Raw genomic sequence first — 14,817 nt, forward strand, 5'->3', positions numbered from 1 at the left:
GCGACATGCTGCATCTGCGCCTGATCACCCCGGCGGACCGCACGGACGAAGTGGTCCGGCTGATCGAGGGAACGGTCGGCACCGCCCACCTCGTGGTCCTGCCGGGCGCCGCCCGCGACCCCGTCGGGGACGTCGTCATGTGCGACGTGGCCCGTGAGGCGGGCGACGAACTCATCAGCGCGCTCCGGGAGTTGGGCCTCGACCGCACCGGCTCGATCGCCGTCGAGGACATCGACCTGAGCCTGTCGCAGCGGGCCGACAAGGCCGAGGAGGAGGCGCCGGGCGAGGGCGTGGACGCGGTGCTGTGGGAGGGGCTGACGGAGGCGACCCACGAGGAGTCGACGCTGTCGGTCACCTATGTCGCCTTCATCACGCTGGCCACGATGATCGCGGCCTGCGGTGTCGTCCTGGACAACGCGATCCTGATCGTGGGGGCGATGGCGGTGGGCCCGGAGTTCGGCCCGCTGGCCGGTCTCTGCACGGCGCTGGTACGGCGCCATCCCCGCCTGGCCCTGCGTTCCCTCACCGCACTGCTCGTCGGCTTCGCGGTGGCGATGCTGGTGACGGTCGGCTTCACCTACTTCATGGACGGCGTAGGCCTGTTCACCAAGGTGCAGCTGGAGGCGGAACGCCCGAACACCAACTTCATCTACCAGCCCGACGCGTTCTCGTTCGTGGTGGCGGTGCTGGCCGGCATCGCGGGCATACTGTCCCTCACCTCGGCGAAGTCGGGCGCCCTCGTGGGCGTGGCGATCTCGGTGACGACGGTCCCGGCCGCGGCGAACGCGGCGGTGGCCTTCGCGTTCAGGGAGTACCAGCAGGCGTGGGGCTCGACGGAACAACTGCTGCTGAACCTGCTGGGGATCGTGCTGGCAGGAGCGGCGACGCTACTGAGCCAGAAATGGCTCTGGAGGAAAGCGACCTGAGGCACGGCGCCCCTCCGGGGGCGCGAGGCTGTGACATGTGCGGCTCCCCCGTGTGGGCGCGACCACCCAGACGCGCCTGCGGCCCGCACCGCACATCCCCGCCACCCCGAACGGGGAAAACGGCTACCCCAGCGCGGACTTGACGGCGTCGGCCAACCGCCCCGCCACCGACCGGGCCTGTTCGATATCCGCGGCCTCGACCATCACCCGTACCAACGGCTCGGTGCCCGAAGGGCGCAGCAGCACCCGTCCGGTCTCCCCCAGCTCCCGCTCCGCCTCCGCGACCGCCGCCGCCAGGTCCCCGGACGTCTTCACCCGGGACTTGTCGACGTCCGGCACGTTGATCAGCACCTGCGGCAGCCGCTCCATCACGCCCGCCAGCTCCCGCAGCGACCGCCCGGTCTCCGCGACCCGCGCCGCCAGCAGCAGCCCGGTCAGCGTGCCGTCTCCGGTCGTCGCGTGGTCGAGGATGATCACGTGCCCGGACTGCTCGCCGCCGAGGGCGTAGCCGTGCTCCTTCATCTCCTCCAGGACGTACCGGTCGCCGACCGCGGTCTGGACGAGGTGCAGCCCCTCCCGCTCCAGCGCCAGCTTGAAGCCGAGGTTGGACATGACGGTGGCGACGACGGTGTCGGCGCGCAGCGCGCCCCGTTCCCGCATGGCCAGCGCCAGCACTGCCAGGATCTGGTCGCCGTCGACCTCCTCGCCGGTGTGGTCGACGGCGAGGCACCGGTCGGCGTCACCGTCGTGCGCGATGCCGAAGGCTGCCCCGTGCTCGACGACCGCGGCCTTCAGCTTGCCGAGGTGCGTGGAGCCGCAGCCGTCGTTGATGTTGAGCCCGTCCGGCTCCGCGCCGATCGTGACGATGTCCGCGCCGGCCCGGCGGAACGCCTCCGGCGAGACCCCCGCGGCCGCGCCGTGCGCCTCGTCCAGGACGATCTTCAGCCCGTCGAGCCGGTTCGGGAGGACGGAGAGCAGATGGGCGATGTACTGCTCGGAGCCCTCGTCGTACGACCGCACGCGGCCGACGCCCGCGCCGGTGGGCCGCTCCCAGGGCTCGCCGTGCCGGTGGGACTCGTAGACCGCCTCGATCCGGTCCTCCAGATCATCGGCGAGCTTGTGGCCGCCGCGGGCGAAGAACTTGATGCCGTTGTCCGGCATGGCGTTGTGGCTGGCGGAGAGCATGACACCGAGGTCGGCGGCCAGTGCGCCGGTCAGATGGGCGACCGCCGGGGTGGGCAGTACGCCGACGCGCAGGACGTCGACGCCCGCGCTCGCCAGGCCCGCGACCACGGCCGCCTCCAGGAACTCCCCGGACGCGCGCGGATCCCGTCCGACGACCGCCTTCGGCCGGTGGCCCTCGAACGTGCCCGCCTCGGCCAGCACGTGCGCCGCCGCGACCGACAACCCGAGCGCCATCTCGGCCGTCAGGCCCGCGTTCGCGACGCCGCGCACGCCGTCCGTGCCGAAGAGTCGTCCCACTTGTCCTCCTGAAGAAGCGTCCTTGCTGCCAGGAAATGATGACAGGCGTTTAGTCATGCGATCACACCAGCCTCTGAGCGTCTTGTGTCGTTATACGCCCTTGGCTGGGATAAACGAACGCCCCGGCGGCACGTGTGGCGTGCCGCCGGGGCGTTCGGAGTACGCGCCGAGCCAGAACCCGTATATGCGGGCCAGGCCCGCATATACGTACGAGCAGGCAGCGGGCGATTAACGCTTGCTGTACTGCGGGGCCTTACGGGCCTTCTTCAGACCGGCCTTCTTGCGCTCGACCGCGCGGTCGTCGCGCTTGAGGAAGCCGGCCTTCTTGAGCGGGCCGCGGTTGTTGTCGACGTCGGCCTCGTTCAGCGCGCGGGCGACACCGAGACGGAGCGCACCGGCCTGACCGGAGACACCGCCACCGGCGATACGGGCGACGACGTCGTAACGGCCTTCGAGCTCCAGCACCTTGAAGGGCTCGTTGACTTCCTGCTGGTGCACCTTGTTGGGGAAGTAGTCCTCAAGGGTGCGACCGTTGATCTTCCACTTGCCGGTGCCCGGGACGATCCGGACGCGGGCGATGGCGTTCTTGCGACGGCCCAGGCCGGCGGCCGGCTGGGGCTCGCCGAAACGGGACGCGAGGGACTCGGAGGTGTACTCGCCCTCGACGGGGACGTCCGTCTCCGTGGTGTAGCTGTCGATGTCAAGCTCTTCGAGCGGCTGCTCGGCAGTGGTCTCGGCCACGATTCTCCTCAGATTCTCTTCAGTCTTAGGGGGTGGCCGGACTTACTGCGCGACCTGGGTGATCTCGAACGGCACCGGCTGCTGCGCAGCGTGCGGGTGGTTCTCACCGCGGTAGACCTTCAGCTTGGTGAGCATCTGACGGCCCAGGGTGTTCTTGGGGAGCATGCCCTTGACGGCCTTCTCGATGGCCTTCTCGGGGTTCTTGTCAAGCAGCTCGTCGTAGCGGACGGAGCGCAGACCACCCGGGTAGCCGGAGTGGCGGTACGCCATCTTCTGGGTCCGCTTGTTGCCGGACAGGTGCACCTTGTCGGCGTTGACGATGATGACGAAGTCACCGGTGTCGACGTGGGGCGCGTAGATCGGCTTGTGCTTGCCCCGCAGGAGGGACGCGGCGGTGGTGGCGAGACGACCCAGGACGACGTCCTGAGCGTCGATGACGTGCCACTGGCGCGTCACATCGCCGGGCTTGGGGCTGTACGTACGCACGGTTCGTAGCCTTCGCTTCGAGTGAATGGTCCTGAACAGGTCACCGAAACGATCACGACAGCCTGGACCGCACGGCGGCGACGCATACCGCGTAGTGGGGTCGCTGGTCATCGGCCCGGTGGACCGGTGTAAGGGCCCGTCCCGTGAGAATGAGCAAGCCAATACACAACGAACAGTCAGAGTACCGGGACGCCCCCGGACGGGTCAAAACGAGCTCCCACAGACATTCGGAGGCGCGCGATGCCGCCGGGATGCTCCCCCGTGCCCCAAAGGTCCATTATCACCCTTCGTACTGTCGCACCGGCACCCCTCGGCCCCCGTCTAAGATGCGCCCCATGAGTTATGGGCAGGGGGGACCCCAGTCCCAGTGGGATCCCTGGAAACCGCAGTCGCAGCAGCCCTGGAACGGCGGCACCGACCAGACCCCGGACTGGGCCGCGCTCGCCGAGGCCTCGGAATCGCGGAACAAACGGCGCAGAGTGCTGTTCATCGGCGGTGGCGTGGTCGCCACCCTGGCGATCGGCACCGCCGTCGCCATGGCCGTGGTGTCCGCGAACGGCGACAACAACGCCTCCGGCACGCCCAGCAACCTGCCGGCGAGCGCCTCGCTGCCGAGCGACTCGGCCGATTCGGCGCCGTCCTTCGCGCCGACCAGCGCGCCGCCGCCGCTGGACCCCGAGGACTTCATATCCAGCGTGAAGAAGGACACAGCGCCGCTCAGCGCCGAGACCCTCTTCCCTGGCACCCAGCTGACCATGGGCGAGACGGTGTACAAGAAGGGCGCCACGGCCGACACCAAGAAGTGCGCCACGGCCGCCGAGGGCACCCTCCCGAACATCCTCACCAAGAACGCCTGCACCCGGCTGCTGCGCGTCACCTACTTCAAGGACGGCGTCGCGGTGACCGTGGGCGTGGCCGTCTTCGACACCAAGGCGCAGGCGGCCAAGGCCAAGACCGAGGCCGACAAGAAGGGCTTCGTCAGCGCGCTGGCCGGCTCCGGGGCGAAGGCCTTCTGCGCCTCCGGGGTCTGCCGTACGACGACCAACTCCTACGGCCGGTACACCTACTTCACCACCGCCGGTTTCCTCAACGGCAAGGACGTCACCACCAAGGACACCAAGGTCTTCCGGACCGGCGACGACCTGGCCGAGTTCACCTTCCGGCAGATCCGCAGGCGTGGCGAGGCCCAGGCCTCGGCGGCCGCCGGCCAGTGATCCGGGACACGTACGGTCAGGTGCGCTCCCAGGTGGCCTGGAACACGGCCTCCTGGGGCTCGCCGCGCATGACCGGGATCGTGTGCGGCGAGGAAGCTGGGGCGGTTCTGAAGACCCAGGTGCGGTAGGACCAGAAGCGGAACAGAGTGGCGATGCCGATGCCGAGGAACTTGCTGAGGTTGTAGGCGAGCGTGCCCTGCCAGCCGAACCCGTAAGTGGTCGCGTAGAGGACCCCGTTCTCGATGACCAGGCCGACCGCGCTGAAGAAGAGGAAGAGGCCCAGCTCCTTCCGGCCGCCGCCCTCGTCCCGGTCACGGTCCCGGTAGGCGAAGTACCGCAGTCCCACGTAGTTGCCCAGCACGGCACAGGCCGTCGCGACGACGCTGGCGCGCACCGGCTGCCAATGGGCGACGGCCCGGACGATGTTGAAGATCGCGAGATTGAGGACGAATCCCGTGAGCCCCACCAGGCCGAACTTCGCGATCTCGCGGTACAGGCTCCCCCACCGCGAGGGGAGCGCGTGCCGCCCGCTCACCGTCCCGAGCGGCTCTGCCGATGGCGCAGCCGCAGCCGCAGCGGCATCACCGCGGACTCGATCTGCGTCGCGAGGTTCATCTTGGACACACCTTCGGTCCGCTCCTCGAATCGGATCGGGATCTCGACGGCGCTGTGCCCGGCGCGGACGGCCTTGAACTTCAGCTCGACCTGGAAGCTGTAGCCCGCGCTGTCGAGGGTCGCGAGGTCCACGTCCCGCAGGGTGGCCGCCGACCACAGGTTGAATCCGGCGGTGATGTCGCGGATCTCGGTGCCGAGCACGGTTCGGGCGTAGCGGTTGGCGAACCGGGACAGCAGCACGCGGTGCCTGCCCCACTCCTCGTCCAGCGAGCCGCCGGGCACATACCGGCTGCCTACGACGAGACCCGCGCCCTCGGTCACGGCCGCGGCGAGCATCCGCCTGATCGCCTCGGCGGGGTGGCTGCCGTCCGCGTCCATCTGGACGACGTACGCGGCGCCCTCCGCCAGTGCCGCGGTCATGCCGGCGACGTAGGCGCGGCCGAGGCCGTCCTTCTCGGTGCGGTGCAGCACGCTCATGCGGCGCCGCCCGGCGGACTGGTCGGTGTTGTACTTCTCCGCGAGTTCCTCGGCGATCCGCCCGGTGCCATCCGGGCTGGAGTCGTCGACGATCTTCAGGTGCAGCCCGTCGACAGGCAGGCCGAGGACCAGTTCCGCCATCCGGGGCAGGTTCGCCGCCTCGTTGTAGGTCGGCATCACCACGGTGACCGGTGTGCCAGGGTGTCTGTCGAACTCCGTCATGGTTTTCTCTTTTCCTCCCCCAGGAGACCCGGGACGGGCCTCTCCCCAGCGGGCGCGGGTCTGCCCAGCGCCCGGAAATGCCAGCCCGCCGCGGTCCAGCGTCCCGCGTCGAGCACCGCCCGCCCGTCCACGATCCACGGCCGGGCGACCAGCGTGGCGGCGTACTCCGGGTCGATCTCCCGGAACTGCGGCCACTCCGTCAGATGCAGCACGAGGTCGGCGCCCCGCAGCGCCTCCTCAGCCGAAAGCGCGTAGCCGAGGAGCGGGAACGCCTTGCGGGCGTTGTCCAGCGCCTCGGGGTCGTAGACCGTGACCTCGGAGCCGTCGAGGCGCAGCCGTGCGGCCACGTCGAGCGCGGGCGAGTCCCGGATGTCATCCGAGTCCGGCTTGAAGGCCGCGCCGAGTACGGCGATACGGGCACCCAGCACGGCTCCCCCGCACAGCTCCCGCGCCAGTTCGACGACCTTGTCGCGGCGGCGCATGTTGATCGCGTCGACCTCGCGCAGAAACGCGAGCGACACCCCCAGTTCGCCGGCGCGGTGGGCGAAGGCGCGGATGTCCTTGGGCAGGCAGCCGCCGCCGAAGCCGACACCGGCGCGCAGGAACTTACTGCCGATCCGGTCGTCGTGGCCGATCGCCTCGGCGAGAACGCCGACGTCGCCGCCGGCCGCCTCGCAGACCTCGGCCATCGCGTTGATGAAGGAGATCTTGGTGGCGAGGAAGGCGTTGGCGGCGGTCTTCACCAGCTCGGCGGTCGGGAAGTCGGCTGTGACGACCGGGGTGCCGATGGCGAGGACGGGCGCGTAGACCGCTCGCAGAATCGATTCGGCGCGCTCGGAATCGACCCCGAACACCAGCCGGTCAGGCCGCAGCGTGTCCTCAACCGCGAACCCCTCGCGCAGGAACTCCGGATTCCATGCGACCTCGACGTCGTGCTCCGCCGCCAGCTGCCCCGCCGTCCCCACTGGCACCGTCGACTTGCCGACCAGCAGCGCGTCCGGCGCCGCGTGGCGCGCGATGGCCGCGAAGGCGGCGTCCACGTACGTCAGGTCTGCGCCCCCGGAGTCCGGGCGCTGCGGAGTGCCGACGCACACGAAGTGCACCTCGCCGAACGCCCCGGCCTCCTCGTAGGAGGTGGTGAAGCGCAGCCGCCCGCTCGCCGTGTGCTCGGCGATCAGCTCAGGCAGCCTGGGCTCGTGGAACGGCACCCGTCCGGCCCTGAGCGCGGCGACCTTGTCGGGGTCGACGTCCACGCCGAGCACCTCGTGCCCGAGCTCCGCCATGCAGGCGGCGTGGGTGGCACCGAGGTAGCCGGTGCCTATGACAGTGAGCCGCATCGGTTCGGCCTTTCTTGCTTCAGAGCGGATGCGCTCACGCGGTCCTGGTCCAGATCTGGTACCAACCGGAACCGCCCGAACTGAGCTTGAACGGGATCTTGCCGACCAGGCGGTAGTGTCCACTCTTGGTCGCTTCCTGCTCGAGGTACTTGTCGAGGTCGGGCGTCGCGACGCCGTCCAATACGATCAGGTCGAAGTAGCCGGCCTCGATGGCGAGCCCGTACCCCTCCCTGCCGTGGTGGATCTTGCCCTTCTTGTCCGAGTAGCCGATGCCGTACGTCGACGTCCACTGGTCCTGCTTCGTCTTGTCCCGCAGGTAGTAGACGGGCACCTCGTACGTGGCGCCGAGGTACTTGCCCTTGGGTTTCATGTACGGCTCGATCGCCTTTACGAGCGGTGTGGAGTCCGGCCACAGGCCGAACCGCCACTCGGACTGCGAGACGCCGACGCACAGTGCGGTGACCCAGATCAGGATGCCCAACTGCGGATAGCGGAAGTGCTTGCCGACCAACCGGATCACACCGACGCCCGCCATCGGGGCGGCGAAGAGCAGACCGAAGTCAAGGTGCTTGTACAGCGACACCGCAGTGCTCAGGTGGATCTGGTACGCCGGGGCCAACAGCGCGGTGCCGGCCAGCACCACACCGAGTAGGGCGCGCCAGCGCCAGCCGGGGCCGCCCAAGCCGTGGGAGCGCGGCGACTCGTTCATCCGACCGCGCAGCGCGTAGGCGACAGCACCCGCGACGGCGGCGACGAACATCACGCCGCCCCACTCTGCGGACTTCTCCACCAGCGACATCGCGCTGTCGGTGCCGTGGTCACGATTGGTGGTCGTTGCCTGAACACCGGCGAGCACGTCGGTGTACACCAGGCCGACTCCGACCAGCGCGGTGGTGCCGAGGCCGAGCAGGAACGCCCGCAACAGGCAGCGCCAGCCATTGTGGTGCCAGGCCGTCAGCGCGGCGAGTAGGACGAGGGTGGGGATGTACAGTGCGGACGCGTACTTCACCGCGACCGCCAGCACCATGACCGGTGCCGCGAGCAGCACCGCGATCGCGGGAGCCCGGTTGGTGCGGACGACAATCCACGCGGCCAGTGCCAGCAGGAAGATCGCCGGAGCGTCGTAGGTGGCGAACCAGCCGAGCACGATGGTCGGTTGGGTGACCGCGAACAGCGCGGCGGCGACCAGGGCCACCCGCTCGTTGAACATGCGTCGGCTGAAGGAGTACAGCAGCGCTGTCGCGCCCAGCATGCACACCAGGCTCAGTGTCCGGGCCCCGGACAGTCCGAAGTGACCGTCGACGACGGCCGCGGCGACCGGGTACAGCATCGGCGACCCGGAGAAGTACGACTCGTACCCGCTGTGCAGCGGGGTGCCGTTCATCCAGTGGTCGATGATGTTGTGGCCCGCCGCCAGGTACAAGGCCTCGTCCTGGAAGGCCGTGTTGGTCAGCCGGAGCGACAGCGCCGCCTGGATCACCAGGACGACCGCCAGAACACCACGGCTGACCCAGGCGCGCCGCCTGCTCGGGGCATCGTCCCAGCCGGCGTCCGGCGTCTCGGGAATGCGGTATTCAGGCTCGTCGTCCGGCACCTGCTGGTACTGGACCGTGCGCAGGGCGTAGGTCGGCTGGTCGTCGTGACCGCTCTGCGGCTGCTCCGGGATGCTCGCCGAGTACGGCGGCGGCTGCTCCTGGTAGGGGTACCGCCGGGTGTCGTACTCGTACCCCTGCTCCTGGTACTGCTGCTGCCGTGGGGTCAAGCCGTTGGAGTTGAACCAACCGCCGGCGTCCTCCTCAGTGTACGGATCGTAGGGCTGAGGCGTGTACTGATCGTGTTGGGAGGTCATCACGGCTTCCGTACGTCGAAGCCGAAACGGTCGTCCGCGGCCAGGTGTTTGAACTCCTGCAGGGCCAGCGGGCTCGCCTCCAACCGCCAATCGGCACGCTTCTTGTGGTTGAACCAGATGAAGCCGAGCATGTTGCCGTCGGCCTCCACACCCGCGAACAGGTTGCGGATGTCGGCCCGGCGCCGCTCACCCGCCATGGCCGCGGTCTCGAGAAGGATCATGGGCTTCTTGGTGAAGGCTCGGACCTCGTCGATGGTCGGCCCGAAGATGCTGTCGAAGGCGTTGTCCTCATCGAGGGTCCAGTAGCCGATCAGCCCGACCCAGTCGACGTAGGCGTCACCCGGGTAGTACGGCTTCAGCTGCACGCTCTTGACCGGGTTGATGATGTTGGGCGCCCAGGCCCAGATCACGTTCGAAGCGCCGGCGTCGATGAAGGTCTCGTGGATGTGCCGCCAGGCCGCCACGTACTGTTCGGGGGTCGTGTACTTCGTGCCCCACTTCTCCCAGTGGCCGTTGAACTCGTCCGCGAAGTCGATCACGACGGGCAGATTCAGCTTGCGGACCGCCGTCGCGTACTCCTTGATGTACGCGTCCGACTTGCCGGCCGCGATGTCGGCGACGCTGGTGTCGAAGGGCTCCCAGGACATCAACGTCATGGCGCCCTCGTTCCACGCCTTGCGCACCCCGCTGGCGTCGAAACCGTCGCCCCAGCCGGCGTAGTACTCAATCAGGTTGGGCTGCTTGCCGGTCATCTCGGTGTAGGCGTCGACACCCTTCATCGAGGTCGGCGCACCCGCTACGGCGGCTCCGAAGTACTTCTTCTTCGGCTTGATCAGCGGTACGACGTCATAGGGAACGTCCGACTCCGCGCTCTGCGACGGATCGGCTCCGGCCTCGGCCTTCCCGGCCGACGACGAGTTGCCCGCGTCGTCGAGCACCGAGCAGCCGCTGAGTGCGAGCGCGGTGAGCATGACGGCGGTCAGGGCCGTACGCGTGCAGGTGAGGAACTGCATCAGACGGCCGCCTTTTCCCGCGGCTGGACCAGTACCCGGCCCACGACGAGAGCGTAGAAGAGTCCGGAGGACAGGATCAGGGCGAAGTTCGGGGCGTCCATGGTGAACGTCCGGTAGACCGCGCCGACCACCCAGACCAGAGCGGTGCCGCCGCTCCAGGCCCACATGCCGATCCAGAAGCGGCGGGTCTTGTTCTTCTTGGCGCCGGAGGAGCCGGTGGGCTGCCAGCCCATGCGGTTCTTGCGCAGGATGTCCCAGATGGCGAAGACGTGCGCCCAGCCGTACATCATGCGCGCGGCCCAGGCCTCCAGGCGGTAGGGCGCCTTGTGCCACATCGGGAAGACGATCGTGGTGTAGACGATGCTGGGAACCACCAGGAGCAGATGCTCAACCTTCAGCTTGTCCGGCATCATCACCAGCAGCACGATCGGGATGACCGGCGCCGCGAAGGTGAACAGCGCCGTGTGGATGTAGTAGAAGAACCCGGACATGTAGCACAGGCGGCTGGAGAGCTTGATGTTGCGCTCCCAGAACTTCTTGCTGCCGAGCAGGCTCATCGAGCCGGAGCACCAACGGTACTGCTGGTTGAAGAAGGCGCCGGCGGTGTCCGGGCACACGCCCGTAGAGACGGCGACCGGCACATACCGCAGATCCCAGCCGAGGCCCCGCAGGTCAAAGCCGGTGTGGACGTCCTCGGAGTGCTCGATCAGCGTAGTACCGCCGTTGGTCTCCAGGGCGGCCCGCCGGTACACGGCGCAGGAGCCGACGCAGATCGCTCCGTCACTGCCCTGCCGGGAGACCTGCACGGACCGGTAGAACAGCTCCTGAACGGCGCCCGCGCCGCGCTCGATCCAGTTCTGCGAGTCGAGCACGCGGAAGTACTGCGGGGACTGGACAATTCCGATGGTCGGCTCGGACTCCATGTACGGCAGCAGCTCTTCGAGCAGGTCGGCGCGCGGGGTGAAGTCGGCGTCCAGGATAAGGATGTACTGGCCGTCGGACTGCCCGAACCCGAAGTGCAGGTTGCCGGCCTTCTTGAACCAGCCGCGGTTCTCCCGGGTGCCGTAACGGAACCCGAAGTCGCGGGCCATCGCCGCCAGTTGGGGGTCGGCGCCGTCGTCCAGGACGAACGGGACGCAGACGCCCGGGTAGTGGGCGGCCATCTCCCGCACGTGCCGCCAGGTGTTGTGCAGGACCTCGATCGGCTCACCGCACACCGGCAGGAACACGTCCACCGCGGGGTAGACCTCGGGCCGCCAGTCGTGGACCAGCTGCTTGTGGTACGCGATGTCGAAGTCTCTGGTGAAACCATTCACCCGGAGCGACACCAGGTAGTAGACGACTGTGAAGACCAGCAGCGGCGTGTAGATCCACAGCACCGGCGTGGACTGGGCCAGCTTGAACTGGCTCACCACGAGGCAGCAGAAGCTGACCAGCGAGCTGATCGTGAGGATCCACAACTTCCGGCGTGCGTAGGAGTATTTCTCCCTGTCCGTGGGCGGCAGCGGCAGCAGCCCCAACGGAGCGCGGTGATCTCGCCCGGTCTTGCGTCGCCCGCCGCTCTTACGCGCGGCGCGGTGCCCCCCGGCCCGTACCGAGCCAACTGAACTCATGAAGTAAACCGCCCCATGGACCTGACCGGTCCGTTGCCCCCGCCTTAGCCCGGCCTCCCCTGTCGATCTACTGGCCGAGCTGCGAAAGAATATACGAGAGATTGTGAAGGATGTAAGGGGCAAGAAGAGATTTACGCCCGGTAACTTCACAAGCGGGCGATATATTCCTTTAAAGTGTGGGTTACCAACAGGTTTCACTTCCGGATATCCGGGAGAGAACGCGGCTCCAGCGGCCGGTCGCCGTGCACGACCGCGCGGGCCGCCCGTATACACCTGATTCGTGGTGTAGTACGTCGCCTTCACATCCGGTCGTGTTGATCTCCGTCTTGGTCGGCCCGGAGAGCATGGCCGCGAGGAAGTCAGGGGCCAAGACCTACTGGAAGGCACGGATCCGGGGCTTCACCGTGGAGCCGGGGTACGGCTGATGGAAACTCGTACCCCCACGATCCCGGAGGCTGCGGCGCGGTTACCGAGGAAGGCAGGTGCCGGCGGGCAGAGCGCATGATTGCTTACACCAAGTGCTGGCAGCACCGTTGCGCTTAGCCACTGTTGATGGTGTCAAAGCTGCCTTCCTTGAGGTCGCGGCGGTGCCCATCGTCGCGGGCAAGCGCTCAGGATCCGCAGCTCGTCACGGTTGAACCAAACGCCCCAGGCAGTTTGGGGAACGTCAACCTCAGCCGAAACCGCCGCCGACTGCACCTGACCGCTGGCTCTGACCACACCATGAAGCACCGAAGGCGTACAGGCGGAACCACCCTCACAGCAAGATCTCCAGTGATCTTCTAGCCGCAGCACGCGCCCTGCAGCGGCAGTGACCGTTTGTTCCGCGCCTCCTTGTTCCGCGCCGCCAGCAGTTCGTCCGCCGGGTAGCCAACCTCTTCCAGGGTCAGCCCGTGCGGTCGTACGACGTGGACAGCCGAGTCCCTGACACCCGCAGCGAGCACCTTGCCCGGCCAGTCGGGGGCCCGGTGCCCGTCTCCCACGAACAGCAGCGCGCCGATCAGGGACCGCACCATGTTGTGGCAGAACGCGTCGGCCCGCACTGTGGCCGTGATGATTTCGTCGGCCCCGCGCTCCAGGCTCAGATCCTGAAGCGTCCGGATGGTCGTCGCCCCCTCCCGCCGCTTGCAGTACGCGGCGAAGTCGTGCTCCCCCAGCAGCCGGCCGGCCGCCGCGTTCATGGCGTCGACGTCGAGCGGCCAGTCGTGCCACAGGACGTGATTGCGGAGCAGGGGATCCACTCCCCCGGGGTTGTCGGTCACCCGGTACGCGTACCGGCGCCAGATCGCGGAGAACCGGGCGTTGAACCCGCTCGGCGCCTCCGTCAGCGCCCACACCCGCACATCCTTCGGCAACCGCCCCGCGAGCCGCTTCAGCAGCTTCTCGCGCTGTTCCTCCCACACCCCGACCGGCAGGTCGACATGCGCCACCTGCCCCCGCGCATGCACCCCGGCATCCGTCCGCCCGGCCACGGTCAGCTCGTACGTCGTCTCGTGTGACCGCGTGACGACCCGCAGCGCGTCCTCGATCTCCCCCTGCACGGTCCGCTTCCCCCCGGCCTGCTTGGCCCAGCCGTGGAATCCGCTCCCGTCGTAGGACAGGTCGAGGCGGATGCGGACGTGACCAGGGGAGACTTCGTCGCTCACTCAAGAATCCTCTCAGGACAGGAAAGCGGGCCCGCCCCTGGAAGGAACGGACCCGCTGACGCGCCCTGACAGGGGCGCGGGGCTCTGCCGGATATGCGGCTCCGCCGCGCGAGCGCGACCAGCCACTACGGCTCCGCAGTCAAAGGACGGCCTTACGCCTCCTTCGACTCCTCGGCCTCGTCGGCCTTGGCGGCCTCGGTCTGCTCGACCTCGGTCTCCTCGGCCTTGACCTCGACAGCGGCCTCGGCGTCCTTGGCGGCACGCTTCGTCGCAGCCTCGGCCTCACCCGTCGCCTGCTGCGCGACCGTCAGCGCCTCGACCAGCTCGATGACAGCCATGGGCGCGTTGTCGCCACGACGGTTACCGATCTTGGTGATACGGGTGTAGCCACCCGGACGGTTCTCGTACCGCGGGCCGATCTCGGTGAAGAGCGTGTGCACGATGCTCTTGTCCGTGATGACCTGGAGCACCTGGCGGCGGTTGTGAAGGTCGCCCCTCTTCGCCTTGGTGACCAGACGCTCGGCGTACGGCCGCAGACGGCGGGCCTTCGCCTCGGTGGTGGTGATACGGCCGTGCTCGAACAGCGCCTTCGCAAGGTTCGCGAGGAGCAGCTTCTCGTGCGCGGCGCTGCCGCCCAGACGGGCACCCTTGGTGGGCTTCGGCATGGTTCTTCTCCTGTGTGTCTGCCCCGGCCGTGTCAGGTACCGGGGTCAGTATCCGAGCAGACGGTTGTCTGTCGGAGATCCGGGGTCCGCCGAAGCGAACCCCGGAGATGGTGGAGATCAGTACTGCTCGGTCTCCACGAAGCCCGCGTCCGCGTCGTCGTCGGCGCCGAAGGCGTCGGCGGCGGCCGTGGGGTCGAATCCGGGCGGGCTGTCCTTGAGGGCCAGGCCCATGCCGGCCAGCTTCGCCTTGACCTCGTCGATGGACTTCGCACCGAAGTTACGGATGTCCAGGAGGTCGGCCTCGGAGCGCGCCACGAGCTCACCCACGGAGTGGATGCCCTCACGCTTGAGGCAGTTGTAGGAGCGGACGGTCAGCTCGAGCTCCTCGATCGGGAGCGCGAGGTCGGCCGCCAGAGCCGCGTCCGTCGGGGACGGGCCCATGTCGATGCCCTCGGCGTCGATGTTCAGCTCGCGGGCGAGACCGAACAGCTCGACCAGGGTCTTACCGGCCGACGCCATGGCGTCACGCGG

At 68.3% G+C, this 14,817-nt stretch carries 14 protein-coding genes; 2 read left to right on the forward strand and 12 right to left on the reverse strand.

Annotated features, from left to right (window positions below; translation table 11 throughout):
* The first annotated feature begins 5 nt into the window (after positions 1–5).
* Positions 6–926 carry a DUF389 domain-containing protein gene (locus ABZ396_RS23155; RefSeq protein ID WP_358926869.1) on the forward strand — a complete coding sequence of 307 codons (921 nt, stop codon included), beginning with the start codon at positions 6–8 and terminating at the stop codon, positions 924–926.
* 123 nt (positions 927–1,049) lie between these two features.
* Here the strand turns inward: ABZ396_RS23155 and glmM are convergent, their stop codons facing one another.
* From glmM to rplM, 3 genes are all read right to left on the reverse strand, one after another.
* Positions 1,050–2,408, reverse strand: coding sequence for a phosphoglucosamine mutase (gene glmM / locus ABZ396_RS23160; protein ID WP_358926868.1), 1,359 nt, complete (start codon positions 2,406–2,408; stop codon positions 1,050–1,052).
* Positions 2,409–2,636: 228 nt separating this feature from the next.
* The gene (gene rpsI / locus ABZ396_RS23165; protein WP_358926867.1) at positions 2,637–3,149 is read right to left on the reverse strand and encodes a 30S ribosomal protein S9; all 513 of its coding nucleotides are present in this window, start codon (positions 3,147–3,149) and stop codon (positions 2,637–2,639) included.
* 42 nt (positions 3,150–3,191) lie between these two features.
* On the reverse strand, positions 3,192–3,635 hold the full coding sequence (gene rplM, locus ABZ396_RS23170) for a 50S ribosomal protein L13 (protein ID WP_358926866.1): 444 nt from the start codon (positions 3,633–3,635) through the stop codon (positions 3,192–3,194).
* A gap of 335 nt (positions 3,636–3,970) precedes the next feature.
* On the opposite strand from rplM, the gene ABZ396_RS23175 reads away from it, so the two are divergent.
* Positions 3,971–4,849 carry a hypothetical protein gene (locus ABZ396_RS23175; RefSeq protein ID WP_358926865.1) on the forward strand — a complete coding sequence of 293 codons (879 nt, stop codon included), beginning with the start codon at positions 3,971–3,973 and terminating at the stop codon, positions 4,847–4,849.
* A gap of 16 nt (positions 4,850–4,865) precedes the next feature.
* Here the strand turns inward: ABZ396_RS23175 and ABZ396_RS23180 are convergent, their stop codons facing one another.
* The 9 genes from ABZ396_RS23180 to ABZ396_RS23220 all read right to left on the reverse strand — a co-directional run.
* Positions 4,866–5,384, reverse strand: a complete 519-nt coding sequence (locus tag ABZ396_RS23180; RefSeq protein ID WP_358926864.1) for a GtrA family protein — start codon at positions 5,382–5,384, stop codon at positions 4,866–4,868.
* Entirely contained in the window at positions 5,381–6,163 is a 783-nt protein-coding gene (locus ABZ396_RS23185; RefSeq protein ID WP_358926863.1) for a polyprenol monophosphomannose synthase, read from the reverse strand. Before ABZ396_RS23185 ends, ABZ396_RS23180 begins: the two co-directional genes overlap by 4 nt.
* A complete protein-coding gene (locus tag ABZ396_RS23190; protein WP_358926862.1) occupies positions 6,160–7,500 on the reverse strand; it encodes a UDP-glucose/GDP-mannose dehydrogenase family protein in 1,341 nt (446 codons plus the stop codon). Before ABZ396_RS23190 ends, ABZ396_RS23185 begins: the two co-directional genes overlap by 4 nt.
* Positions 7,501–7,534: 34 nt before the next feature.
* Positions 7,535–9,349, reverse strand: coding sequence for a glycosyltransferase family 39 protein (locus ABZ396_RS23195; RefSeq protein WP_358926861.1), 1,815 nt, complete (start codon positions 9,347–9,349; stop codon positions 7,535–7,537).
* On the reverse strand, positions 9,349–10,362 hold the full coding sequence (locus ABZ396_RS23200; protein WP_358926860.1) for a glycosyl hydrolase: 1,014 nt from the start codon (positions 10,360–10,362) through the stop codon (positions 9,349–9,351). The genes ABZ396_RS23195 and ABZ396_RS23200 overlap by 1 nt, the downstream gene beginning before the upstream one ends.
* Positions 10,362–11,777: a glycosyltransferase family 2 protein gene (locus tag ABZ396_RS23205; RefSeq protein WP_358926871.1), complete on the reverse strand. Its 1,416-nt coding sequence runs from the start codon at positions 11,775–11,777 to the stop codon at positions 10,362–10,364. Before ABZ396_RS23205 ends, ABZ396_RS23200 begins: the two co-directional genes overlap by 1 nt.
* 980 nt (positions 11,778–12,757) lie before the next feature.
* A complete protein-coding gene (truA, locus tag ABZ396_RS23210) occupies positions 12,758–13,621 on the reverse strand; it encodes a tRNA pseudouridine(38-40) synthase TruA (RefSeq protein ID WP_358926859.1) in 864 nt (287 codons plus the stop codon).
* A 152-nt stretch (positions 13,622–13,773) separates the two neighbouring features.
* Positions 13,774–14,286, reverse strand: coding sequence for a 50S ribosomal protein L17 (gene rplQ / locus ABZ396_RS23215; RefSeq protein WP_358926858.1), 513 nt, complete (start codon positions 14,284–14,286; stop codon positions 13,774–13,776).
* A 117-nt stretch (positions 14,287–14,403) separates the two neighbouring features.
* Positions 14,404–14,817 (reverse strand): DNA-directed RNA polymerase subunit alpha C-terminal domain-containing protein (locus tag ABZ396_RS23220; protein WP_048587468.1); only part of this gene is annotated, 414 nt, incomplete at its 5' end.

The sequence above is a fragment of the Streptomyces sp. NPDC005866 genome (assembly GCF_040629895.1).
GTDB lineage: Bacteria > Actinomycetota > Actinomycetes > Streptomycetales > Streptomycetaceae > Streptomyces.

Bases quoted from the DNA above. Each gene is read 5' to 3' on its own strand.
- ABZ396_RS23200 (WP_358926860.1), bottom strand. From the start codon at position 10,362: ATGCAGTTCCTCACCTGCACGCGTACGGCCCTGACCGCCGTCATGCTC.
- ABZ396_RS23155 (WP_358926869.1), top strand. From the start codon at position 6: ATGCTGCATCTGCGCCTGATCACCCCGGCGGACCGCACGGACGAAGTG.
- rplQ (WP_358926858.1), bottom strand. From the start codon at position 14,286: ATGCCGAAGCCCACCAAGGGTGCCCGTCTGGGCGGCAGCGCCGCGCAC.
- ABZ396_RS23175 (WP_358926865.1), top strand. From the start codon at position 3,971: ATGAGTTATGGGCAGGGGGGACCCCAGTCCCAGTGGGATCCCTGGAAA.
- ABZ396_RS23185 (WP_358926863.1), bottom strand. From the start codon at position 6,163: ATGACGGAGTTCGACAGACACCCTGGCACACCGGTCACCGTGGTGATG.
- ABZ396_RS23195 (WP_358926861.1), bottom strand. From the start codon at position 9,349: ATGACCTCCCAACACGATCAGTACACGCCTCAGCCCTACGATCCGTAC.
- ABZ396_RS23190 (WP_358926862.1), bottom strand. From the start codon at position 7,500: ATGCGGCTCACTGTCATAGGCACCGGCTACCTCGGTGCCACCCACGCC.